This window comes from Cupriavidus sp. 8B, from assembly GCF_054589115.1.
The window spans coordinates 162514-186081 of sequence record NZ_BAAILO010000161.1; the positions used below are offsets into that span (position 1 = coordinate 162514).

A 23568-nucleotide genomic window follows, 5' to 3' on the forward strand; every position below is an offset into this window, starting at 1 on the left:
TTGTACACCGCAATGATAAGGAAAACCTGATATGGAAACCCGCGTCACCAAGGCTGTCTTCCCGGTAGCCGGTCTCGGCACTCGTTTTTTGCCGGCTACCAAGGCAAGCCCGAAGGAAATGCTGCCGGTGGTCGACAAACCCCTGATCCAGTACGCCGTGGAAGAAGCCATGGCTGCCGGCATCACCGAGATGATCTTCGTGACCGGCCGCTCCAAGCGGGCCATCGAGGATCACTTCGACAAGGCCTACGAACTCGAGGCGGAACTCGAAGCCAAGAACAAGCAGGATCTGCTCTCCCTGGTGCGTTCGATCAAGCCGTCGCATGTGGAGTGCTTCTATGTGCGCCAGCCCGAGGCGCTCGGCCTCGGCCACGCCGTGCTGTGCGCGGAAAAGCTGGTGGGCGACGCGCCGTTCGCCGTGATGCTGGCCGATGACTTGGTGGATGGCGAGCCGCCGGTCATGAAGCAGATGGTGGACCTGTACGGCCACTACAACTGCTCGGTGCTGGGCGTGGAAGAGATCGCGCCGGAGCAAAGCCGCTCCTACGGCGTGGTGGATGGCCGCGAGTGGGAGGAAGGCGTGATCAAGGTGTCGGACATTGTCGAGAAGCCCGCACCCGAGGACGCACCGTCCAACCTGGGCGTGGTTGGCCGCTACATCCTGACCCCGCGCATCTTCGACCATATCCGCAACCTCAAGCCGGGCGCGGGCGGCGAGTTCCAGCTCACCGATGCGATCCAGTCCCTGCTAAGCCAGGAGCAGGTGCTGGCCTACCGCTACAAGGGCGTGCGCTACGACTGCGGCAGCAAGCTGGGCTACCTGAAGGCCACCGTGGAGTTTGCGCTCAAGCACCCGGAGGTGATGGACGAATTCGGCACCTACCTGCGCGCGCGCACCGAAAGCGTCTGAAGGACTGAGGATCGGCGGGTCTGAAACAATGAAAAAAGCCGCGGAAACGCGGCTTTTTTCAATTGGCGCGGGGCGCGCCCGCGCCGCGCTGGCGTTGATTTAACGCCGGCGCATATAGAACACGAACACCTTGTCCACTTCCTGGTGCGACAGCAGCTCGTTGCCGGTCTGCTTGGCAAACGCCTGGAAATCCCGCGTGGCGCCGGGATCGGTGGCGAGAATCTTGAGAACGTCGCCGCTGGGCATGTCGGCCAGCGCCTTCTTGGTACGCAGGATCGGCAGCGGGCAGTTCAGGCCGCGCGCATCCACTTCTTTCTGGAACTCCATTCCTCTCTTCCTTGGTTCTGGGCGCTCAGGGCCGCCATGGCCGTTGGGGCCATGCCTGCCGCTGTCGCATCCATGACTGATGACTATGGCCGGTATTGTAGCGAAATGCCCGGTTGCCCCAGGCCATCGCGCCGGCGCGGGTCGGGGATGTCCTCGCCGGTCTGGCGATCGAAGAAGCGCACCGGATGGCCACGCGAGGCAAGCCAGTCCGCCACCGCAAAGCCCGTGCCCGCCGACCAGATGCGCATGTCCTCGGGCGCCACCAGCTTGTAGTCGACCAGTTCTTCCGACAACGCGATCGTGCCGCTCGCCTGCACATGGTAGGCGATGATCAGCTCGTTCTTGCGCATGAACTCGTACACGCCGATCAGCGATACCGAGTGCGCGTCCAGGTTGGTTTCTTCCTTCAGCTCCCGCGCCACGCCCTGCTCCGGCGTCTCGTCGCGCTCCATGAAGCCGGTCACCAGCGCGAACATTTTTTCCGGCCACGCGGCGTTGCGCGCCAGCAGCAGCTTGCCTTCATATTCCACCACCGCGGCCAGCACGGGCAGCGGGTTGTTCCAGTGGACAAAGCCGCACTCTGGCTGGATGCAAGCATCGCGCTCGCGGCCGGAATGCTGCAGCAATTCCAGCGGCGAACCACATTGCGGACAATATCGGTAAACGGCCATGCGGGAGCTCCTGTCTTTGTAGTCTTGTTATGTTGTCATTTTATAAGCGCGGCGCCGTTCACGCGCCGCAGGCCACGCGCATATCCGCAGCCAGCGCCTCGACGGTTTCCGGATGCAGGTCCCACGAGCACATGAAGCGGCAGCCACCGGCACCGATAAAGGTATAGAAGCGCCAGCCCTTGGCACGCAGCGCCTCGATGGCCGGCAACGGCAGCTCGGCAAAGACGGCGTTGGACTCGGTCGGAAACATGATGCGCACGCCGGGGATGCTGGCGATGCGCTGGTGCAGCAGCTGCGCCATGGCATTTGCATGGCGGGCGTTGCCGAGCCACACATCGTTCTCGAGCAGGCCCAGCCAGGGCGCCGAGATAAAGCGCATCTTGGAAGCCAGTTGCCCGGCCTGCTTGACGCGGTACGCAAAGTCCTCGGCCAGCTTGCGGTCGAAAAACACCACCGCCTCGCCTACCGGCAGGCCGTTCTTGGTGCCGCCAAAGCACAGCACGTCCACCCCCGCGCGCCAGGTGATCTCCGACGGATGCACGCCGAGTGACGCCACCGCATTGGCAAAGCGCGCGCCGTCCATATGCACCCGCAACTGGCGGCGCTTGGCGATGGCAGCAATGGCACGCACCTCTTCCACCGTGTACACGGTGCCGACCTCGGTCGACTGCGTCAGCGACACCACCTTGGGCTTGGGATAGTGGATGTCCGAGCGGCGCGTCACCAGCGCTTCCACCGCATCGGGCGTGAGCTTGCCGTTGGCGCCCGGCGCGGTCAGCAGCTTGGAGCCGTTGGAGAAAAACTCCGGGCCGCCGCACTCGTCGGTCTCGATATGCGCCAGTTCATGGCAGATCACCGAATGGTAGGACTGGCACAGCGCGGACAGCGCCAGCGAGTTCGCCGCGGTGCCGTTGAAGACGAAGAACACCTCGCAATCGGTCTGGAACAGGTCGCGGATCCGGTCGCAGACTTTTTGCGTCCACGAATCGTCGCCATAGGCCTGCTCGTGACCGCTGCCGTTGGCTTCGAGGAAATACTTGAGCGATTCTGGACAGAAGCCGGCGTAGTTGTCGGAGGCGAAATGCTGCATCGGGAGATCCGTGGCGGGTGGCGAGGCGCGTGCCGTGGGCGTCGGGGCTTGTGCCCTTTGGCCCGTGGCGGGTTTTGGTCTGAGGCTGTCTGTTGCGTAGCTGCGTGTGGCTTACTTCTTGTCAGCCCACAGCTGGCCGCCGGTGGACCAGTTCTCGCGCTTGATGTCGGTGATGATGATATCCACGGCCGAGGCCGAGCAGCCGAGCGTCTCGCAGGTGACGCGGGTGACTTCCTCGACCAGCTTGCGCTTTTGCTCGATGGTGCGGCCTTCGAAGAGTTCTACGTGGTAAGTCGGCATGGCTTGTTTCCTGTTTCCTGTTGTCGTTTTGGTTTTTTGTTGTCCGTGGCTGATTGCCCTGGCGATGCGTGGATGGATCTGCCAGCAGCCGTTAAGGTCAATCGCGGTACGAAGCATCGATTCTATCGAGTTTGCGCAACAGCGACGGCCATTCCAGTTCGCCCTCGACGGCGCCGCCGTCGTCAAGCTGCTCGGAAGCCCGCTGCGCCAGCGCGTGCGGCGGCTGCACGACCTGCCCGCCGGCCTGCGCGCCAAGCTGGATCTCGCAGGCCTTGATGAGCGTCGCCATCAGCACGTAGGCCTCGGCCACGGTCCGGCCCACGGTCAGCGTGCCATGGTTGCGCAGCAGCATGGCGGGATGCTGGCCGAGCGACGCGGTTAGCCGCGCGCCCTCGGCAGGCGTGAACGCCAGGCCTTCGTAGTCGTGATAGGCCAGCCGGCCATAGAAGCGCAAGGCGTGCTGCGAGAGCGCCAACAGGCCGCAGGCCTGGGCCGATACCGACACGCCGGCGCTGTTGTGCAGGTGCATCACGCACACCGCATCGGGGCGTGCGGCATGCACCGCGCCATGCAGCGCGAAGCCGGTGACGTTGACCGCATGCGTGCTGTCGCCCACCACCTCGCCGCGGCCATTGATCTTGACCAGATCGCTGGCGCGGATCTCGTCGAAGGCAAAGCCGAACGGGTTGATCAGGAAGTGATCGGGCTCATCCGGCACGGCGGCCGAGATATGCGTGTAGATAAGGTCGTCCCAACCCTGCAAGGCGCACAGGCGGTAAGCCGCCGCCAGGTCGAGGCGCATGCGCGACTCGGCTTGCGTGACGGGGTGAATGGGTCCCGCGGCACGGGCGGGCTGCAAGGCAAAGGACATGTTCGGCTCCTGCGCCGCGCGTGTCTCGCGCGCCGGTTCAGCCTACCGGCGCCGGGGGCGGCAAAGGCGATACTGTAGCGCAAGGCAGGAGCGGCGTCAGGACGTGCCCGCGTGCCGTGGAAGGGCCGGGTTATCCGCGTTGTTGCCGGCTCATCCAGGCGAAGATCGCGCCACCCAGCAACAGGGCCGCCACCGCGCAGCCAAGCGAGGCGGCAAAGCCGCCGGTGCGCGCCACCAGCGCCGTGGCCAGAGGCGGCCCGACGATCTGGCCGAGGCCGTAGCTGGCGGTCATCAGGCCCATCAGGCGCTGCGCCTGCGCGCCCCACAGCCGCCGCGCCTCGCGCATGGCGAACGACACCAGGGCATTGAACGGCAATCCGGCCAGCATGCTGCTGAGCGCGAACCCCGCCACCGTTGGCCAGACCACCGCGATGGCCACGCCAATTGCCTGCATCACATAGGTAAAGGCCAGCAGGCGGCGATTGTCGCGCTCCGTACTGACGTGCGAGGCGACGAAGGCGCCAATGGTCACCCCCACGCCGAAAATGGGCCAGAACAGGTCGGCCCACAGCGAGCCCGGCATGGCTTGACGCGCAATCACCGGCAGGAAGGTGGCGGTGATGATGTAGCCGAATCCCGCCAGGCCGTAGGCAAACGTCAGCAGCCAGGTCTCGCGGCTCAGCCGCGGCGCCACTTGCACCGGCGCGGCCGGGTCGGCAGCGTGCGCGCCGCGCGGCGCGGGCGTGAAGACATGCCAGACCGCGCCGACCAGCAGCACTGCCAGCGCGCCGAAGGCCAGCCAGCCCCAGCTGGCCCGCCAGCCGGCGCTCACCATGGCAAAGACGGAAACACCCGTGACGACGATGCCGATGCCCGGCCCGCAAAAGATCACGCCGCCCAGCGGCGCCCGGCCCAGTTCGGCCAGCCGGTGCATGCACCAGGCCGAGCCGTAGACCATGACCATCGCGCTGGCCACGCCGGCCGCCGCGCGCGCGAGGCCCCAGGCCGCCATGCCGCCGGGCGAGGCCATGCCAAGCGTCAGCACGACGGTGGCCACCATGCCAATCCGGACCATGCGCGCCGGGTCGGGCAGGATGAACAGGCAGGCGGCGGCGCCGGCGAAGTAGCCCAGGTAGTTCAGCGTGGCCAGCCAGCCGCCCTCGCCCAGCGTGACGCTGCCGTCGTGCAGCATCATGGGCAGCAGCGGCGTAAAGGCGAAGCGGCCAACGCCCATCGCCACGCCCAGCGCCACCAGCCCCGCCAGGGCCACGGCCCAGACGCCGGGCTGTGCCTGCGCCGGCGCGGCGGCGTCGCGGGACGACAGTGTGGATGTGGATTTCATAGGCGCATGCTACGCTCGGATCCGCGAACCGAAAAATGAATAATTGAGAACTCAATCATCTTTTCCCGAGATGATTGTTTGTTTGTCATCACTTCGCCACCCGTTCGCCGTCACTTCATCATCACACCCTGCAAGGGGACCGCAATGGACCTGGCTTCCCTGGAAATCTTCCGCTCCGTGGTGGAGGAAGGCGGCATCACCCGCGCCGCCACCCGGCTGCACCGCGTGCAGTCCAACGTCACCACCCGCATCCGCCAGCTGGAGGCCTCGCTCGGCGTCGAGCTGTTCCTGCGTGACGGCAAGCGCATGGTGCTGACTCCGGCCGGCCAGACCTTGTTCGACTACGCCCGGCGCGTGCTGGACCTGGCCGAGGAAGCCCGCCAGGCCGTGCTGCCGGCCAGGCCGCAAGGCCGCCTGCGCATCGCATCGATGGAGAGCACGGCGGCCAGCCGCTTGCCCACCGTGCTGGCCGCCTATCACCAGGCGTGGCCGGACGTACAGCTAGAGCTGGTGACCTGCCCCACGCGCCAGGCTTTGCAGGCGCTGGCGCGCTTCGAGGTGGACTGCGCCTTCGTGGCGCAGCCGCTGGACGACCCGGCGCTGGCGTCGCTGCCGGCGTTCGAGGAAGAGCTGGTGCTGATCGCGCGCGAGCGCCATGCCCCCATCCACAGTGCGGCCGACCTGGAAACCCGCACCATGCTGTCGTTCGAGTCCGGATGCAATTACCGCGGTCGGCTCGAAGCCTGGTTTGGCGCCAACGGCAGCCCGCCGCGCCGGGTGCTGGAGCTGGGCTCGTATCACGCCATCATTGCCTGCGCGGCAGCCGGCATCGGCGTGGCGATTGTGCCGCGCTCGGTACTTGGGTTGTACCGCGACCTGCCCAAGATCAGCCTCCATGACCTCGGTCCGGCGGGCCAGGTCACCACGCTGCTGGCCTGGCATCCGGCCATGGCCAACACCGCGCTGGGCGCATTGGCCGACACATTCAGGGTGGCCCCGTCCGGGCTGGCAGCGGCGGCCTGAGTCCCATCGGCTGGCGCCGCGCCAGCAAGATGTGCCCGGTCGCCTACACTGGAAGTGGCGCCGCGTTTGCACTCCATGTGCCGGCGTCAATGTCATGAAGCATGTCCCGATGCTCCCGCGATGGCTTGTCACGGCCTTCTGGCTGGCCCTCGTTGCCTTGGTGGCGACACCGCTGGTCCCCGCCACGCCCGCCAATGCGCAGGCGAGCGCGCCCACGGCCGCCGGCGCCATCCCCCCCGTCTTCGTCATTCCGCTCAAAGGCGCGATCGGCCCGGCCAGCGCCAGCTTTATCGAGCGTGGCATGGCCCGCGCGCGCGATGCCGGCGCGCAGCTGATCGTGCTGGAAATGGACACCCCGGGCGGGCTGGACCTGTCGATGCGCGAGATCATCCAGGGCATCCTGGCCTCACCGGTACCGGTGGCGGGCTATGTCTATCCGGGCGGCGCCCGCGCGGCCAGCGCCGGCACCTACATCCTCTACGCGAGCCATATCGCCGCGATGGCGCCCGGCACCAACCTGGGCGCCGCCAGCCCGGTGCAGATCGGCATCGGCGGGCCGCAGAAGCCGGAGGCGACCCCGGCCTCGGCCCCTGCCGGCGCGCCGCCGCAGGACACCATGGAGCGCAAGCAGATGCACGACGCCTCGGCCTATATCCGCGGCCTGGCGCAATTGCGCGGGCGCAATGCCGAGTGGGGCGAACGCGCGGTGCGCGAGGCGGTCAGCCTGTCGGCCAGCGAGGCGGTCGCGCAGAAGGTCGCGGACCTGATCGCGCCCGACCTGCCCGCACTGCTGCGCGCCGTGGACGGCAAGCACATCCAGGCCGCCGGCGTGGACCGCGTGCTGCGCACGGCGCAGGCGCCGGTGCAGATGCTGGAGCCGGACTGGCGCGACAGCTTCCTGGAGGTCATCACCGATCCCAGCGTGGCCCTGATCCTGATGATGGCCGGCATCTACGGCCTGATCTTCGAGTTCTCCACGCCGGGCATGGTGGTGCCTGGCATTGGGGGCGCGATCTGCCTGCTGCTCGCGCTGTTTGCGCTGCATATGCTGCCCGTCAGCTACGCGGGCCTGGGGCTGATCGCACTAGGCATCGGCTGCATGGTGGCGGAGCTATACCTGCCCACCTTTGGCGCGCTGGGCGTGGGCGGCATCATCGCCTTTATCTTCGGGGCGGTGATGCTGATCGATACGAATGTGCCCGGCTTCGGCATTCCGCTATGGCTGATCGGCAGCCTGGCGCTGGCCAGCGCGGTGTTCCTGTTCGCCGTCTGGTCGCTGCTCTGGCGCGCGCGGCGCATGCCCGCGATCAACGGCGGCGACGCGATGATCGGCACGCCTGGCGTGATCCTGGACGATCTCCAGGAAGACGGCTGGGCCGAGGTGCGCGGCGAGCGCTGGCGGGTACATAGCGCGCGGCCGCTGGCGCGCGGCGAACCGGTGCTGGTCATCGGGCGCAATGGGCTGCTGCTCGAAGTGCGCGCCCTCCACGCGTCTGGAACGACAGCCGGCCCGATTCCCCCATCCACCCAAGGAGCATGATCATGGCATTTGGATTCAGCGCAGGCGGTCTGGTCTTCATCATTGCCCTGCTCATCGTTTCCTCCATCCGCGTGCTGCGCGAATATGAGCGCGGCGTGGTGTTCATGCTAGGACGCTTCTGGAAGGTGAAAGGGCCGGGGCTGGTGATCCTGATCCCGGCGGTGCAGCAGATGGTGCGCGTGGACTTGCGCACGGTGGTGATGGACGTGCCGCCCCAGGACGTGATCTCGCGCGACAACGTGTCGGTGAAAGTGAATGCGGTGGTGTATTTCCGCGTGATCGACCCGGAGCGCGCCATCATCCAGGTGGCGAACTTCCTCGAGGCCACCAGCCAGCTGGCGCAGACCACGTTGCGCTCGGTGCTGGGCAAGCATGAGCTCGACGAGATGCTGGCCGAGCGCGAGCAACTCAATATCGACATCCAGAAAGCGCTCGATGCCCAGACCGATAGCTGGGGCATCAAGGTCTCCAACGTGGAGATCAAGCACGTCGACCTCAACGAAACCATGATCCGCGCCATCGCGCGCCAGGCCGAAGCCGAGCGCGAGCGGCGCGCCAAGGTGATCCATGCCGAGGGCGAGTTGCAGGCATCGGTGAAGCTGCTGGAAGCCGCGCAGATGCTGGCAAGGGAGCCGCAGGCGATGCAACTGCGTTATCTGCAGACGCTGACGCAGATTGCCGGGGACAAGAGCTCGACCATCGTGTTTCCGCTGCCGATCGATATCCTGACGCTGATCGGGAAGCTCAGCCGGCAATAGACGTAGAAAAAAGGCGCCGAAGCGCCTTTCTTGATGCAGCAGCAGGGAGACTCAAATTCCCGGCCGATGGTTTTGGCCCAGCATCAGACCTTGCTCGCGACCCACTCGCCGACACCTGCCAGTGCCTGCGGCAGGTTGGCCGGCTCGGTGCCGCCAGCTTGCGCCATGTCCGGACGGCCACCGCCCTTGCCGCCGACCTGCTGCGCGACAAAGTTGACCAGCTCGCCGGCCTTGACCTTGGAGGTAGCATCGGCGGTCACGCCGGCGATCAGGCTGACCTTGCCGTCAGCCACGGCGCCCAGCACGATGGCCGCGGTACCCAGCTTGTCTTTCAGCTTGTCCATGGTCTCGCGCAGCGTCTTGACGTCGGCGCCATCGAGCTGGGCGGCCAGCACCTTGATGCCCTTGACGTCGATGGCTTGCGTCGCCAGTTCGTCGCCTTGCGAGGCGGCCAGCTTGCTCTTGAGGCGTTCCAGTTCCTTCTCCAGCGCGCGCACCTGCTCCTGCACCTGCCCGATACGCGGCACCAGTTCGGACGGCTGCGCCTTGAGCGCGGCGGCGGCTTCGTTCAGCTTGGCGTCCAGCGCTTGCAGGTAGTGCAGCGCGTTGTCGCCGGTGATGGCTTCGACGCGGCGAATGCCCGCTGCCACGCCACCTTCCATCACGATCTTGAACACGCCGATATCGCCGGTACGGGTCACGTGGGTGCCGCCGCACAGTTCCTTGGAGCTGCCGATCGACAGCACGCGCACGTCGTCGGCGTACTTCTCGCCGAACAGCGCCATGGCGCCGCTCTTGACGGCGTCGTCGAACGGCATGACTTCAGCGCCGGTGGCTGCGTTCTGCAGGATCTCGGCGTTGACGATTTCCTCGACGCGACGGATCTGCTCGTCGGTCATCGGCGCGTTGTGCGAAAAGTCGAAGCGGGTCTTGTCGGCGTCGACAAGCGAGCCCTTCTGCTGCACGTGGCTGCCCAGCACTTCACGCAGTGCCTTGTGCATCAGGTGGGTGGCCGAGTGGTTGCGCACGGTGCGCGCGCGGCGTTGCGCATCCACCTGCGCGGTGACGCTGTCGCCCACCTTGAGCGCGCCGCCAGCCAGGGTGCCCTGGTGGCCGAACACATCGGCCTGCACCTTGGTGGTATCGACCACGGTGAACACCGCGCTGCCGCTCTTGAGCTCGCCCTGGTCGCCGGCCTGGCCGCCGGACTCGGCGTAGAACGGCGTGTTATCCAGCACGATCACGCCGGTCTGGCCGGGCTGCATGGTATCGACGGACGCGCCGTCCACATACAGCGCGGCGATCTTCGCGCCGTCCACGCCCAGCTTCTCGTAGCCGTGGAAGGTGGTCTTGTCGCCCTTGTACTCCAGGCCGGCCGCCATCTTGAACTTGCCGGCGGCACGAGCCTGCTCGCGCTGGCGATTCATGGCCGCGTCGAAAGCGGCCTCGTCGACGCTGATTTCCTGCTCGCGGCACACGTCCTGCGTCAGGTCGAGCGGGAAGCCGAAGGTGTCGTGCAGCTTGAAGGCGAGTTCGCCGTCGAGCACCTTGCCGCCCTTGAGCTTGATGTCGGCCAGCGCGCCCTCGAGGATGGACATGCCGTTCTCGATGGTCTCGAAGAAGCGTTCCTCCTCGGCCTTGAGCACTTCCACCACGCGCGACTCGGCCTCGGCCAGCTCCGGATAGGCTTCGCCCATCTGCGCCACCAGGTCGGCCACCAGCTTGTGGAAGAACGGCGTCTTCTGGCCCAGCTTGTAGCCGTGGCGGATGGCACGGCGGATGATACGGCGCAGCACGTAGCCGCGGCCTTCATTGCCGGGGATCACACCGTCGACAATCAGGAAGGCGCAGGCGCGAATATGGTCGGCGATGACCTTGAGTGAATTCTGGTTGAGGTTGTCGGTATGGGTCTCGCGCGCAGCACCCTTGATCAGTGCCTGGAACAGGTCGATCTCGTAATTGCTGTGCACGTGCTGCAGCACCGCGGCGATGCGCTCCAGGCCCATGCCGGTGTCGACGCAGGGCTTGGGCAGGCGCGGCATGTTGCCTTGCTCGTCCCGGTTGAACTGCATGAACACCAGGTTCCAGATCTCGATGTAGCGGTCGCCGTCTTCCTCGGGAGAACCCGGGGGGCCGCCCCACACTTCGGGTCCGTGGTCGTAGAAAATCTCCGAGCACGGGCCGCAGGGGCCGGTGTCGGCCATCTGCCAGAAGTTGTCCGAGGCGTAGCGCGCGCCCTTGTTGTCGCCGATGCGCACGATGCGCTCGGGCGGCACGCCGACTTCCTTGGCCCAGATGTCATAAGCCTCGTCGTCTTCCGCGTATACCGTGACCCACAGCTTCTCGGCGGGCAGCTGATAGACCTTGGTCAGCAGCTCCCACGCGTACTGGATCGCCTCGCGCTTGAAATAGTCGCCAAACGAGAAGTTGCCGAGCATTTCAAAGAAGGTGTGGTGACGCGCGGTGTAACCCACGTTCTCCAAGTCGTTGTGCTTGCCGCCGGCGCGCACCGAGCGCTGCGAGGACGTTGCGCGGGTGTAGGGGCGCTTGTCGGTGCCCAGGAACACGTCCTTGAACTGCACCATGCCGGAATTGGTAAACAGCAACGTCGGATCGTTCCCCGGCACCAGGCTGGACGAGCGGACCACGGTATGGCCCTTCGATTCGAAGTACTGCAGGAACTTGCTGCGGATGTCGGAGACTTTCATGTTCTGGGCAGGGCGTCCCACGGCGTGGCAGGGCGCTGTCGGTCAAGATGGATTTGCAAACCATTGATTATACGGGGAAGCCTGACGGCGCGGCAGTCCGCCGGGGATTCGTCGCGCGCCGCCTGCAACACCGCGCCCCGCCGCGATCCGGGCCGGCCGCCATGTGCTCCCGGCGGCTTGCCGGTGGTAAAGTGCTGCCTGTCCCCGCCGGACGCCCCCGAGCCTGGTTTCGCGCCAGCCTCCGATTGCCCTGCAAGCCGCCACCCAGACTAGACGGCGGGGCCGCCCGGCTTCCCTCGCCCACCTTGCCGGATCCGCCTGACACCCCATGGGAGCTTTAAGCCACCTCCGCGTCCTCGACCTGACCCGTGTTCTCGCCGGGCCATGGTGCGCCCAGAACCTTGCCGACTTCGGCGCCGACGTGATCAAGATCGAGCGCCCCGGCGCCGGCGACGACACCCGCACCTGGGGCCCGCCCTGGCTGCAGGACGGCGAAGGCCGCGATACCGCGGAAGCCGCCTACTACCTGGCCGCCAACCGCAACAAGCGCTCCGTCACCTGTGATATCAGCACGCCCGAAGGCCAGGAACTGGTGCGCGCGCTGGCCGCCCAGAGCGATGTGGTGCTGGAAAACTACAAGGTCGGCCAGCTCAAGAAGTACGGGCTGGACTACGACTCGCTCAAGGCAATCAAGCCCGGCCTGATCTATTGCTCGGTGACCGGTTTCGGCCAGACCGGCCCCTACGCGGCGCGCCCGGGCTACGATTTCATCATCCAGGGCATGGGCGGCTTCATGAGCCTGACCGGCGAGCGCGACGACCTGCCCGGCGGCGGCCCGCAGAAGGCCGGCGTGGCCATCTCCGATCTGATGACCGGCCAGTACGCCACCATTGCCGTGCTGGCCGCCCTGGCCCACCGCGAGCGCACCGGCGAAGGCCAGTACATCGACATGGCGCTGCTCGACGTGCAGGTGGCCATGCTGGCCAATATGAACACCAACTACCTGGCCAGCGGCGTGGCGCCCAAGCGCTGGGGCAACGCCCATCCCAATATCGTCCCCTACCAGACCTTCCAGGCCGCCGACGGCTGGATCATCGTGGCGGTGGGCAACGACGGCCAGTTCCGCAAGTTCGTCGATGCCGGAGGCCGGCCCGAGCTGTCAGCCGACCCGCGCTTTGCCACCAACCCGCAGCGGGTTGCGCATCGAGACGTGCTGGTGCCGATCCTGGCCGAGATGGTCAAGCCACGCACCCGCGCCCAGTGGATCCTGGACCTGGAAGCCGCCGGCGTGCCGTGCGGCCCGATCAATACGCTGGACGACGTGTTCGAGGATGCCCAGGTCAAGGCCCGCGGCCTGCGCGTGGACCTGCCGCACCCCAGCGCCGGCGAGGTCAAGCTGGTGGGCAGCCCGATCAAGATGAGCGCGACGCCGCCCGAGGCCGTGCGCCACCCGCCGCTGCTGGGCGAACACACCGACGCGGTGCTCGGCGGCATGCTGGGCTACACGCCGGAGCAGATCGCCGCGCTGCGCGCCAAGGGCGTGCTGTAAGGCGCTTGCCGCCTGTGCCCGCAGTGGCGGCAAGCGGGCGGCAAGCTGGAGTTTGTAGTGGCAGTTGTTTGCCTTAGCCTTAGCCGTTGCCATAGCGAAAAAAAGCAAGAACCCTGACCCCGCGTGTGCCGGCGTACGGCGCATGCCCAACCACAAGAGGAGTTTGGATGCTGACCGACGCCCTGCTGGCCTTCCTGCACTACGCCTTCATCTTCCTGCTGATCACCTTGATGACCGCCGAAGCGCTCGTGCTGCGCCCGGGCATCACGCCGCCCGTGCTCAAGCGCCTGTCGGTCTACGACCTGCTCTACTTCCTCACTGCCATGGCGGTGCTGGCAACCGGCCTGCTGCGCCTGTTCTATGGCGCCAAGGGCGCCCAGTTCTACCTGCACAACCCGTGGTTCCACGCCAAGATCACCGTGTTCGTGGTGATCGCCTTGTGCTCGCTGCCACCCACCTTCGCCATCCAGCGCTGGCGCCGCCAGGTGCGCAGCCTGCCGGACTTCGTGCCAATGCCCGCCGAGCTGAAGTCCGCGCGGCGCTGGGTCATGATCCAGGCCCACCTGCTGATCCTGCTGCCGCTGTGCGCGGTGATGATGGCGCGCGGCATCGGCATGAAATAGGCCGCAGAGCCTTCGCCGCCAGGTGCCCCAAGGGCGCCTGGCGCACCCAGATTCCCAATCCATCCCGACGCACCTTCATGCTCAAGAAAAAACTCGCCGCGGCGTTGCTCGCCGCCGCCCTGCCCGCCATCGGCACCTTTGCCGCCTTTAGCGCCACGCCTGCCGCCGCAGCCGCCTACCCGACCAAGCCGCTCAAGTTCGTCGTGCCCTACCCGGCCGGCGGCCCGCTGGACACCGTGGCGCGCGCCATCGGCGACAAGCTCAAGGACAGCCTGGGCCAGCCCGTGGTGGTGGAAAACCGCCCGGGCGCCGGCGGCAATATCGGCGCCGACTACGTGGCCAAGCAGCCCGCGGACGGCTACACCATCGTGATGGGCGCCGTGGCCACCCACGCCATCAACCCCAGCCTGTTCGCCAAGATGCCGTACGACCCGGTGAAGGACTTCAGCCCGATCACGCTGGTGGCCGACGTGCCCAACGTGCTGGTCATGCACCCCGGCAAGGCCGCCGAGCTGCATATCAACAATGTGCGGGAGCTGGTGGAATACGCGCGCAAGAACCCCGGCAAGCTGGACTACGCCTCGGGCGGCAACGGCAGCGCGGGACATTTGTCGGGCGAGCTGTTCAAGAGCATGGCCAAGGTCAGCATGGTCCACATTCCCTACAACGGCGCCTCGCCCGCGCAGCTGTCGGTGCTGTCCGGCCAGACCGACATGATCTTCGACAACCTGGCCTCCGCCTCGGCCAATATCAAGGCCGGCAAGCTCAAGGCCTTCGCCGTCACCACCGCCACCCGCGCCGCCGCCCTGCCCGAGTTGCCCACCATTGCCGAAGCCGGCAAGGGGCTCGGCCTGGAAGGCTTCGACATCTCCACCTGGTTCGGCGTGTTCGCCCCGGCCAACACCCCGAAAGAGATCGTCGATCGCCTCAACCACGAGATCGTCGCCATTCTCAAGACCGACGATATGAAGGCCAAGCTCGCCCGCATCGGCGCCCAGCCGGCACCAACCACGCCGGAGCAGTTCGCATCGCTGGTGCAGCGCGAGCTGAAGAAGTACGGGCAGATCGTGAAGGTGTCGGGCGCCAAGGTGGACTAAACCACCAAACCTGCACAAGACCGGTTCAAGCCGTGTGGCCCGCCCCAAGGCGGGGAACACACCAGCGCGATGCGCAGCGAGCCGTGAAGGTTTTCATCTCCCGTTATGGGTCGCCTTCTTTGCCTACTTTCTTGGCGAGACAAGAAAGTAGGTCGCCTCCCCGCAGGGGAGGTGAAACTGCCTTTGACTTTAAGCAGTTGCAGTTAAGCCCTTGAAGTTGAAGCTGATTTTGCAATTGCAGCCACCAGATCAAGCACCCCCCTCCCGCGGCAACAACAATCCCACCTGAATAATCCGCGGCCCATCCATCCGCATCACAGTCAGCTTCAGCCCGGCAATTTCCACCGCATCACCCTCCACCGGCGGTGTTGTAAAAGCCTCCTGCATAGCGCCTTCCAGCGTCCGCGCCGCCTCGGCAGGACTCAACTCCCGCGTCCCATAAAGCCCCGCCACATCCCGCAACATAGCCTCCCCGGACAGCAGGAAATCATGGCTAGCCTTGCCCCAGGCAGGCGCCGGCCCAGGCCGATGAAACAACAGCGCCAACATCGGCACGCTGGTCCCCGGCGCCAGGATCGACACCACATCCCCAGCCCGCAGCACAGTCTGCTCGGGCGCAGCCAGCGCCTCGTTCCGCACCACAGTCAGCAGCCGGCAGCGCGGCGGCAATTCAAGCTGGTCGGCGCGCAGGTTTTCCGCAGGCGAATCGGCCTCGACCCGGAACTGCATCACCTCCAGCGCCGGCGCATGGGTGCCCTGCAGCCGCGCACGTGCCAAGGGCTCCGGATAGGCAGGACGCAGCACACGCGCCAGCCGGGCGGCCAGCGGCACGGTGGTGCCTTGCAGCAGCAAGCTGGCCAGCACCACCGCAAAGGCAATGCGGAACAGCAGCCCGGACTCCGGCAGCCCTTGCAGCATCGGGAACAGCGCCAGTACGATCGGCACCGCCCCGCGCAGCCCCATCCAGGCCACAAAGCCCTTCTCCCGGGCACTGAAGCGAAACGGCAGCAACGCCAGCCAGACCGCCGCCGGGCGCGCCACCAGCATCAGGAATGCCGCCACCGCCACTGCCGGCAGCGCCACCTCCCAGATCCGGTGCGGCGCCACCAGCAGGCCAAGCAGCAGGAACATCACGGACTGCGACAGCCAGGCCATGCCGTCCATCGCCCGCATGGTGTCGGGGCCGACCGCGCGGTCGCGGTTGCCCACCAGGATGCCGGTCAGGTAGACGGCCAGGAAGCCGCTGCCGCCCGCCGTCTGCACAATGGCGAATACCATGGCGCCGCCCGAGCACAGCAGGATGGCCTGCAGGCCTTCGGCCACGCGGATGCGCTCCATCACGTTGGCCATGCAGTAGCCCAGGCCCAAGCCGAGCAATCCGCCTACCCCGAACTGCACCACCAGGCGCCACAGGAGCGCGCCGGGGCTGAGCCCCGCGGGCGCGGCGATCCAGTCGATCAGGGTGAGGGTCAGGAAGATGGCCATCGGGTCGTTGATGCCGGATTCGATCTCCAGCACGCTCGCCACCCGCTCCTTGAGCCGGATGCCGCTGGTATTGAGCAGCGAGAATACCGCCGCGGCATCGGTCGAGCCGACGATGGCGCCCAGCAGCAGGCCCAGTTTCCAGTCGATCTCCAGCACCCAGGCGGCAAACATGCCCACCAGGCCGGTCGTCACCAGCACGCCTACGGTCGCCAGCGACAGCGAGGGTTTCAGCGCCACCCGGAACGTGGTGAGCCGGGTGCGCAGGCCGCCATCGAGCAGGATCACCGCCAGCGCCAGGTTGCCGACCAGGAAGCTCAGCCAGGTATTGGAGAAGCGGATGCCACCGGGGCCATCCACGCCGGCCAGCATGCCGACCGATAGAAAGACAAGCAGGAAGGGCACGCCCACGCGCGCCGAGAAGGCGCCCACCACAATGCCCAGCGACATCACGACAGCGCCGATCAGGATGACATGGTCAATGCTTTCCAAAGCGGCTTTCCCTTTCCTTTTCAATGCCGTGCCGCACCGGCCACAGGTTGCGGACGCGTCGGCAACGGCAGTGCAGCCGTTGATGATAGCGCAGCCCCATGACCACGCTGCCGCGCAGGATGTGAAAGCGGCACCCGGCAACGGTGCAAGCGGCCCCTGGATGTCTCCTAGGGAGATACCCGCACATTGACCATTTTTGCAGACATCTGAAAGGTAGCTGAAAGGTCTTCCCCTTAATTTCCATCCTGCCAGCGGCGGGACGGTTGCGCGCGCGTTTTTGACGCACCGCAACATCCGTAGCCGCACGGATTTCAAGCAGTTTTTTCGAGGAGAATCATTTTGCGCATTCGTAGCCAAAAGGACTTTGCCTCCGGCCTGATGTTCATCCTGGTCGGATTCAGCTTTTCCTGGGTCGCACGCGGGTATTCCATGGGTACTGCCGCGAAGATGGGCCCGGGGTATTTCCCGTTCTGGCTCGGCATCGTGCTCGCCTTGCTGGGCGCGCTGGTGCTGTGGAGTTCCCTGTCCGCCAAGAAGGAAGAAGACCAACTCGCACGCTGGGACATCAAGACCCTGCTGTGGATCCTGGGTTCGGTGGTGCTGTTCGGCCTGATGCTAAAGCCGCTCGGCATGGTGCTGTCGGTGCTGGTGCTGGTGCTGGTGTCGTCGATGGCCAGCCATGAATTCAGCTGGAAGGGTGCCGTTGTCAACGCCATCGTCCTGGTGATCATCAGCCTGGGCGCCTTCGTCTACGGTATCAATCTTCAGATGCCGGTGTGGCCGGCATTCTTGGCAGGATAAGGAGACGGCCATATGGAACTACTAGCCAACCTGGGCCTCGGCTTCTCGACCGCCCTGACCCTGCAAAACCTGGCATACGCCTTCCTGGGCTGCGTGCTGGGCACCCTGATCGGCGTGCTGCCGGGCCTGGGGCCTCTGGCCACCATCGCCATGCTGCTGCCGGTGACCTACACGCTGCCGCCGGTGGCCGCGCTGATCATGCTGGCCGGTATTTACTACGGCGCCCAGTACGGTGGCTCCACCACCGCCATCCTGGTCAACCTGCCGGGTGAATCGTCGTCGGTGGTGACTACCATCGATGGCTATCAGATGGCCAGGCGAGGGCGAGCGGGGGTGGCGTTAGCCACCGCCGGCCTAGGCTCGTTCTTCGCCGGCTGTGTGGCAACCCTGATCCTGGCCGCGTTCGCAGCGCCGCTGTCGGAACTGGCGTTCAAGTTCGGCCCCGCCGAGTACTTCTCGCTGATGGTGCTGGGCCTGATCGGCGCCGTGGTGCTGGCTTCGGGTTCGCTGGTCAAGGCCATCGCCATGATCGTGCTGGGCCTGCTGCTGGGCCTGGTGGGTACCGACGTGAACTCGGGCGCCGCGCGCTTCTCGTTCGACGTGCCTGAGCTGACCGACGGCCTGAATTTCGTCTCGGTCGCCATGGGTGTCTTCGGCTTCGCTGAAATCATCGCGAACCTGGAGCAGAAGGATGCCCGCGAAACCTTCACGGACCACATCACCAACCTGTTCCCGACCAAGGAAGACTTCAAGCGCATGATCCCGGCTGTGCTTCGCGGCACGTTCCTGGGCTCCGCGCTGGGCATCCTGCCGGGCGGCGGTGCGGCGCTGGCTTCGTTTGCAGCCTACTCGCTGGAAAAGAAGACTTCGAAGTTCTCGCATGAGTTCGGCAAGGGCGCCATCGAAGGCGTGGCAGGCCCGGAATCGGCCAACAACGCCGCCGCGCAGACCTCCTTCATCCCGCTGCTGACGCTTGGCATTCCGCCCAATGCCGTGATGGCGCTGATGGTGGGCGCGATGACCATCCACAACATCCAGCCGGGCCCGCAGGTCATGACCAGCAACCCCGCGCTGTTCTGGGGCCTGATCGCCTCGATGTGGATCGGCAACTTCATGCTGATCATCCTGAACCTGCCGCTGATCGGGATCTGGGTCAAGCTGCTCAAGGTGCCTTACCGCTACCTGTACCCGGCCATCCTGGTGTTCTGCTGCATCGGCGTGTACTCGGTCCAGAACACCACGTTCGACGTGTTCCAGACCGCTGCCTTCGGCGTGATCGGCTACCTGTTCATCAAGCTCAAGTGCGAGCCGGCGCCGTTGCTGCTGGGCTTCGTGCTGGGACCGATGATGGAAGAGAACTTCCGCCGCTCCCTGCTGCTGTCGCGCGGCGAGTTCAGCGTGTTCCTGACCCGCCCGCTGTCGCTCGGCCTCCTGATCGCAGCCGCCGTGCTGGTCCTGATCGTGGCGCTGCCGTCGATCAAGAACAAGCGCGAAGAAGCTTTCCAGGAAGAATAAGACAGCCAGTCCTGCGGCCGGTATCCGTGCCGGCCGCGGGCGACGCTGCCGGAGAAGACCCTCAAGGTGCCGCAAGGCACTTTTTTTTATGCCTTGTCCGCTGCGGCGCGCAAAGGCCGGCGGATCGCCCGCGCGCCTGGCAGGGTAAGGCTCGCCCTCAAGGGCTGCATCAAGAACCAGGCACATCGAACAGGCCCGCGCACGCGTCCCGCACGGCCGCGGTGACGTGGCGGCGCGCCTGATCGCGCCGCTCCAGCATGCCGATGGTGCGCAGCACCGGCGCGCCGCCCACTTCCAGCGGCAGGATGCGCAGGGCCTCGTCCTCCAGCCAGCGCGCACGCGCCAGCAACGGCACCACGGTCACGCCCACCTGCTGGCGCACCAGCTCGACGAGTGCCTCGATCGAGTTCAGCTCGAGGAACTCATTGACGCGCAGATGCGCGCGGCGCAGCGCCCGTTCCACCAGCATGCCGGTGCGCTGGCCGCGGTCGAAGCGCAGGAAGGGGTTAGTCGCCAGCGCCTCGCGCGCGTTCGCGCCCGGGCTGTCGCGCCCGGCAATCGCCACCAGCGGCTCTTGGTAGAGCGGTGTCCACACCAATGTGCCGGGCAGGCGGCCCGCCCCTTCCACCAGCATCGCCGCGTCGAGCTCGCCGGCTTCCACCTGCACCGCCAGCTCGATCGACTTGGCGCCGACCAGGCGCACCTCCAGCGCCGGGTATTCGCGCTTCATGCGCGCCACCACATGCGACAGCCCGCCCATCACCGAAACCACCGCACCCACGGCTACCGCGCCTGCCATCGCGTCCGGCGCTTCCGGGGGCAGGCGCATCTCGTCGTAGAGCGCGAGCATGCGGCGCGCCTGTGGCAACAGCTCGCGGCCGCCGGCATTGAGCGCCACCACCCGGCCGCCCCGGTCGAACAGCTCGCGGCGCAACTCCATCTCGAGCGCCCGCATCTGCAAGCTGACCGCGGCCTGCGTCAGGGCCACCCGCGCGGAGGCGGCGGCAAAGGAGCCGTGGTCGGCCACGGCAACGAAGGTGCGCAGGAAACGGATGGTGCTCATGGGAAGGTGGTCATGGCGTGCGGCTTAGTGTGCGGCTTAGCGTGCGGCTTGGCGAGGCTTATCCGGCACGCCGATGCTTAAGAAAATATTGAGTCATAAGAAAGAAATATTAGCTTTCATTATGATGATGAGCACGGAATAATTGATCAGCAGCACCGCCTGGCAGCATCCGCGGCGGGGTGTGTTGCCCGAGGGCCGGCCCCGGCCTGCGTTTGCCTTGCTTGCCCCGATCCGGAGATCACCATGAAACACTGGCTGCGCCTGTTTGGCACGAGCCTCGCCACGGGACTTGCGCTGAGCGCCGTCCCGGCACTCGCCGACACCTACCCTAACAAGCCGATCCGCCTGATCGTGCCGTTCCCGGCCAGCGGCGCCACCGACTTGCTGGCTCGTGCCATCGCGCAGAAAGTGGGCACCAACATGGGCCAGCAGATCGTGGTCGACAACCGGCCCGGCGCGGGCGGCGCCATCGGCTCCGACATGGCCGCCAAGGCCCCGGCCGACGGCTACACGCTGTTGATCGCCACCACCAGCACGCACTCGATCGGGCCGTACATCAACACCCGCCTGCCGTACAACACCGAGACCGACTTCACGCCGATCGGCCAGGTGGCCATCGCCACCAACGTGCTGGTGGTGCCGAACAGCCTGCCGGTGAAGAACGTCAAGGAGCTGATCGACTACGCCAAGAAGCATCCGGGCGAGCTGAACTACGCGTCCAGCGGCAACGGCACCGTGGTGCACCTGACCGCCGAAGCCTTCAAGGCGCAGGCCGGCGTGTTCATCACGCACATCCCGTATCGCGGCACCGCGCTGGCCGTGCCCGACCTGATTTCCAACAAGGTGCAGATCCTGTTCGACAGCATCGTCTCGGGCCTGCCGCACGTGAAGGACGGCAAGCTCAAAGCGCTGGCCGTAACCAGCCTGAAGCGCTCGCCGCTGGCACCCGAGATCCCGACCGCCAGCGAGTCCGGCCTGCCGGGCTTCGAGTCCGATACCTGGTTCGGCATCTATGGCCCCAAGCAGATGCCGGCCGAGCTGGTGAACCGCCTCAACGCCGAGTTCAACAAGGCCATCCAGGCGCCCGAGGTGAAGGAACGCCTTGGCAAGCTGGGCGCGGAACCCGTTGGCGGCACGCCGGCCCAGTTCGCCGCGATGGTGAAAAAGGACAGCGCGCGCTGGGGTAAGCTGATCAAGGATCGCAAGATCACCGTGGAATAACGACGACGAAGCCCTAGCGGCTTCCGGCGCGCGCCCCTTTCCCTCTTTCCCTCTTTCCCGCTTTCCCGCCCGGGACGGGGGCGCCAGAACAAGCACGAACGCTGGCAAGCCGGCCGCAACATTGCCGCCAAGCGCAGCCAGCGCATCGAACCGAGGCAAGCATGCAGAACTTCAACTGGACCAATCCCTACCCTTCCGTGCGCATCCCGCTGTTCGCGCGCAACGTGGTGTCCACCTCGCACCCGCTGGCGGCGCAGGCCGGCCTGCGCATGCTGCTCAAGGGCGGCAACGCGGTCGATGCAGCCATCGCCGCGGCGGCAGCCATCACCATCGTCGAGCCGGTCTCGTGCGGCCTGGGCAGCGACGCTTTCGCGATCCTGTGGGACGGCAAGGAAATGCACGGCCTGAACGCTTCGGGCGTGGCGCCGGCTGCATGGAGCCCGGAGTACTTCAAGAACAAGTACGGCACGGACGCCAATGGCATCGCCAAGCGCCCCGTGCGCGGCTGGGACGCCGTCACCGTGCCGGGCGTGATCGCCGGCTGGGCCGCGCTGCATGAGCGCTTTGGCAAGCTGCCCTTCGCCGAACTGATGGAACCCGCCATCGAGATCGCCGAGCGCGGCTACGCCGTGCCGCCGGTGGTGGCGCACAAGTGGGCCGCGGCCGTGCCGGAACTGAAGGACCAGCCCGGCTACGCCGAGGCCTTCATGCCCAATGGCCGCGCGCCCAACGTGGGCGAGAAGTTCACGCTCAAGGCCGCCGCCGACACGCTGCGCAAGATCGGCGCCACCAATGGCCGCGCCTACTACGACGGCGAGATCGCCGAGAAGATCGTTGCCTTCAGCCACGAATGCGGCGGCGCCATGACGGCCGACGACCTGCGCAACTACAAGCCGGATTGGGTCAAGCCGATCAGCAAGGCCTATCGCGGCTATGCGGTGCACGAGATCCCGCCGAACGGCCAGGGCATCGCCGCGCTGGTGGCGCTGGGCATCCTCGACCAGTTCGACATGGCCTCGCTGCCGGTGGATTCGGTCGAGTCGCAGCACCTGCAGATCGAGGCGATGAAGCTGGCCTTTGCCGACCTCTATCGCTACGTGGCCGATCCGGGCAGCATGGAAGTCACGCCCGAGCAGATGCTGGATGACGCCTACCTGAAGTCGCGCGCGAAGCTGATCGACATGGAGCGCGCCACGCATTTCGACTTCGGCATGCCCAAGGTCGGCGGCACCATCTACCTGAGCGCCGCCGACGAGAACGGCATGATGATCTCGTTCATCCAGTCGAACTACATGGGCTTCGGCTCCGGCGTGGTCGTGCCGGGCACCGGCATCAGCCTGCAGAACCGCGGCGTGGGCTTCTCGATGGACCCGAAATCCCCCAACGTGGTGGCCGGCGGCAAGCGCCCCTTCCACACCATCATCCCGGCCTTCCTGACCAAGGACGGCCAGCCGGTGATGAGCTTCGGCGTGATGGGCGGCGACATGCAGCCGCAGGGCCATCTGCAGACCGTGGTGCGCATGGTGGACTACAACCAGCAGCCGCAAGCCGCCTGCTGCGCGCCGCGCTGGAAGGTCAACCGCGACTTCACGCTGGATGTGGAGTCCACCATGGATCCCGCCGTGGTCGCTGGCCTGAAGGCACGCGGCCACCAGCTCAAGTCGGTCGACGACCCGTACATGGATTTCGGCTCGGGGCAGTTTATCTGGCGCCTGTCGGATGACGCCGAGCATGGCTACGTGGCCGCCAGCGACAGCCGGCGCGACGGGCAGGCCGTAGGGTTTTGAATACCCGTAGGTAGGACTGGGAGCGCCCGCCGCAACGTGGGCGCTTTTTTTTTTTGAGAGACCAGGGGCATTGGACGAGGCCGGCAGGATGCGCCAAAGCCGTCTGGAATGACGACGGCTGGGAGAGGGGCGGTTTGACTAGGAGCCACTGGAAGCGAAGCCAATGGTTTTGTCCCGCATGCTGGCATAACGAACGCCCGCCCTCTCCCCCGGCCCCTCTCCCACAAGTGGGAGAGGGGAGCCAACCGGCTGTAGAGTCAAACATCACTCGGGGTAGCCGTGATTTCCGCCCCCCAGGCGGAAATCACCCAAGCGCGATGCGAAGCGAGCCGTCAAGGTTTGAATCTCCCGTTATGCGGCGCCTCGTCGGCAAGCCAAAAGAGCGGAAAAGAGGGACC

The 23568-nt window shown here is 66.2% G+C and carries 20 protein-coding genes; 11 read left to right on the forward strand and 9 right to left on the reverse strand.

Annotated features, from left to right (window positions below; translation table 11 throughout):
• Positions 1-31: 31 nt before the first annotated feature.
• The gene (gene galU / locus ACYP5B_RS16525) at positions 32-910 is read left to right on the forward strand and encodes a UTP--glucose-1-phosphate uridylyltransferase GalU (RefSeq protein ID WP_459570418.1); all 879 of its coding nucleotides are present in this window, start codon (positions 32-34) and stop codon (positions 908-910) included.
• Positions 911-1009: 99 nt separating this feature from the next.
• On the opposite strand, the gene ACYP5B_RS16530 is transcribed toward galU, so the two are convergent.
• The 6 genes from ACYP5B_RS16530 to ACYP5B_RS16555 all read right to left on the reverse strand — a co-directional run bounded on the left by ACYP5B_RS16530 (position 1010) and on the right by ACYP5B_RS16555 (position 5511).
• Positions 1010-1237 carry a sulfurtransferase TusA family protein gene (locus ACYP5B_RS16530; RefSeq protein ID WP_043348346.1) on the reverse strand — a complete coding sequence of 76 codons (228 nt, stop codon included), beginning with the start codon at positions 1235-1237 and terminating at the stop codon, positions 1010-1012.
• 83 nt (positions 1238-1320) lie between these two features.
• On the reverse strand, positions 1321-1908 hold the full coding sequence (locus ACYP5B_RS16535; protein WP_459570419.1) for an NUDIX domain-containing protein: 588 nt from the start codon (positions 1906-1908) through the stop codon (positions 1321-1323).
• A gap of 58 nt (positions 1909-1966) precedes the next feature.
• The gene (locus ACYP5B_RS16540) at positions 1967-2998 is read right to left on the reverse strand and encodes a threonine aldolase family protein (protein WP_318232029.1); all 1032 of its coding nucleotides are present in this window, start codon (positions 2996-2998) and stop codon (positions 1967-1969) included.
• 111 nt (positions 2999-3109) lie between these two features.
• A complete protein-coding gene (locus ACYP5B_RS16545; protein WP_459570420.1) occupies positions 3110-3415 on the reverse strand; it encodes a 4-oxalocrotonate tautomerase in 306 nt (101 codons plus the stop codon).
• On the reverse strand, positions 3396-4169 hold the full coding sequence (locus tag ACYP5B_RS16550; protein WP_267603945.1) for a class II aldolase/adducin family protein: 774 nt from the start codon (positions 4167-4169) through the stop codon (positions 3396-3398). The genes ACYP5B_RS16545 and ACYP5B_RS16550 overlap by 20 nt, the downstream gene beginning before the upstream one ends.
• 130 nt (positions 4170-4299) lie before the next feature.
• Positions 4300-5511: a YbfB/YjiJ family MFS transporter gene (locus ACYP5B_RS16555; protein ID WP_459570421.1), complete on the reverse strand. Its 1212-nt coding sequence runs from the start codon at positions 5509-5511 to the stop codon at positions 4300-4302.
• Positions 5512-5655: 144 nt separating this feature from the next.
• Between ACYP5B_RS16555 and ACYP5B_RS16560 the strand changes: the two genes are divergently transcribed.
• The 3 genes from ACYP5B_RS16560 (at position 5656) to ACYP5B_RS16570 (ending at position 8832) form a co-directional block, all read left to right on the forward strand.
• On the forward strand, positions 5656-6534 hold the full coding sequence (locus ACYP5B_RS16560; RefSeq protein ID WP_459570422.1) for a LysR family transcriptional regulator: 879 nt from the start codon (positions 5656-5658) through the stop codon (positions 6532-6534).
• Between the two features lie 94 nt (positions 6535-6628).
• Positions 6629-8074 carry an NfeD family protein gene (locus ACYP5B_RS16565; protein ID WP_459570423.1) on the forward strand — a complete coding sequence of 482 codons (1446 nt, stop codon included), beginning with the start codon at positions 6629-6631 and terminating at the stop codon, positions 8072-8074.
• A gap of 2 nt (positions 8075-8076) precedes the next feature.
• Positions 8077-8832 (forward strand): slipin family protein, encoded by a 756-nt coding sequence (locus tag ACYP5B_RS16570; RefSeq protein WP_267603947.1) that lies wholly within the window; start codon positions 8077-8079, stop codon positions 8830-8832.
• Positions 8833-8915: 83 nt separating this feature from the next.
• Here ACYP5B_RS16570 and alaS read toward each other — a convergent pair whose 3' ends face one another.
• Positions 8916-11540, reverse strand: coding sequence for an alanine--tRNA ligase (gene alaS / locus ACYP5B_RS16575; protein ID WP_459570424.1), 2625 nt, complete (start codon positions 11538-11540; stop codon positions 8916-8918).
• A 328-nt stretch (positions 11541-11868) separates the two neighbouring features.
• Here alaS and ACYP5B_RS16580 point away from each other — a divergent pair, with 328 nt between their 5' ends.
• The 3 genes from ACYP5B_RS16580 to ACYP5B_RS16590 all read left to right on the forward strand — a co-directional run bounded on the left by ACYP5B_RS16580 (position 11869) and on the right by ACYP5B_RS16590 (position 14809).
• Complete coding sequence (locus tag ACYP5B_RS16580) at positions 11869-13089, forward strand: CaiB/BaiF CoA transferase family protein (RefSeq protein ID WP_267603948.1); 1221 nt, start codon at positions 11869-11871, stop codon at positions 13087-13089.
• Positions 13090-13256: 167 nt separating this feature from the next.
• On the forward strand, positions 13257-13712 hold the full coding sequence (locus ACYP5B_RS16585; protein WP_267603949.1) for a DUF2214 family protein: 456 nt from the start codon (positions 13257-13259) through the stop codon (positions 13710-13712).
• A 77-nt stretch (positions 13713-13789) separates the two neighbouring features.
• A complete protein-coding gene (locus ACYP5B_RS16590; RefSeq protein ID WP_459570425.1) occupies positions 13790-14809 on the forward strand; it encodes a tripartite tricarboxylate transporter substrate binding protein in 1020 nt (339 codons plus the stop codon).
• A gap of 249 nt (positions 14810-15058) precedes the next feature.
• Here ACYP5B_RS16590 and ACYP5B_RS16595 read toward each other — a convergent pair whose 3' ends face one another.
• Entirely contained in the window at positions 15059-16783 is a 1725-nt protein-coding gene (locus tag ACYP5B_RS16595; protein WP_459570426.1) for a potassium/proton antiporter, read from the reverse strand.
• A 339-nt stretch (positions 16784-17122) separates the two neighbouring features.
• Between ACYP5B_RS16595 and ACYP5B_RS16600 the strand changes: the two genes are divergently transcribed.
• Positions 17123-17584, forward strand: coding sequence for a tripartite tricarboxylate transporter TctB family protein (locus tag ACYP5B_RS16600; protein WP_043348382.1), 462 nt, complete (start codon positions 17123-17125; stop codon positions 17582-17584).
• 12 nt (positions 17585-17596) lie between these two features.
• Positions 17597-19099: a tripartite tricarboxylate transporter permease gene (locus tag ACYP5B_RS16605; protein WP_174422528.1), complete on the forward strand. Its 1503-nt coding sequence runs from the start codon at positions 17597-17599 to the stop codon at positions 19097-19099.
• 169 nt (positions 19100-19268) lie between these two features.
• Here ACYP5B_RS16605 and ACYP5B_RS16610 read toward each other — a convergent pair whose 3' ends face one another.
• Complete coding sequence (locus tag ACYP5B_RS16610) at positions 19269-20162, reverse strand: LysR substrate-binding domain-containing protein (protein WP_459570427.1); 894 nt, start codon at positions 20160-20162, stop codon at positions 19269-19271.
• 243 nt (positions 20163-20405) lie between these two features.
• Between ACYP5B_RS16610 and ACYP5B_RS16615 the strand changes: the two genes are divergently transcribed.
• Positions 20406-21383, forward strand: a complete 978-nt coding sequence (locus ACYP5B_RS16615) for a Bug family tripartite tricarboxylate transporter substrate binding protein (RefSeq protein WP_459570428.1) — start codon at positions 20406-20408, stop codon at positions 21381-21383.
• Between the two features lie 161 nt (positions 21384-21544).
• The gene (gene ggt, locus ACYP5B_RS16620; protein WP_459570429.1) at positions 21545-23170 is read left to right on the forward strand and encodes a gamma-glutamyltransferase; all 1626 of its coding nucleotides are present in this window, start codon (positions 21545-21547) and stop codon (positions 23168-23170) included.
• The last annotated feature ends 398 nt before the right edge of the window (positions 23171-23568 follow it).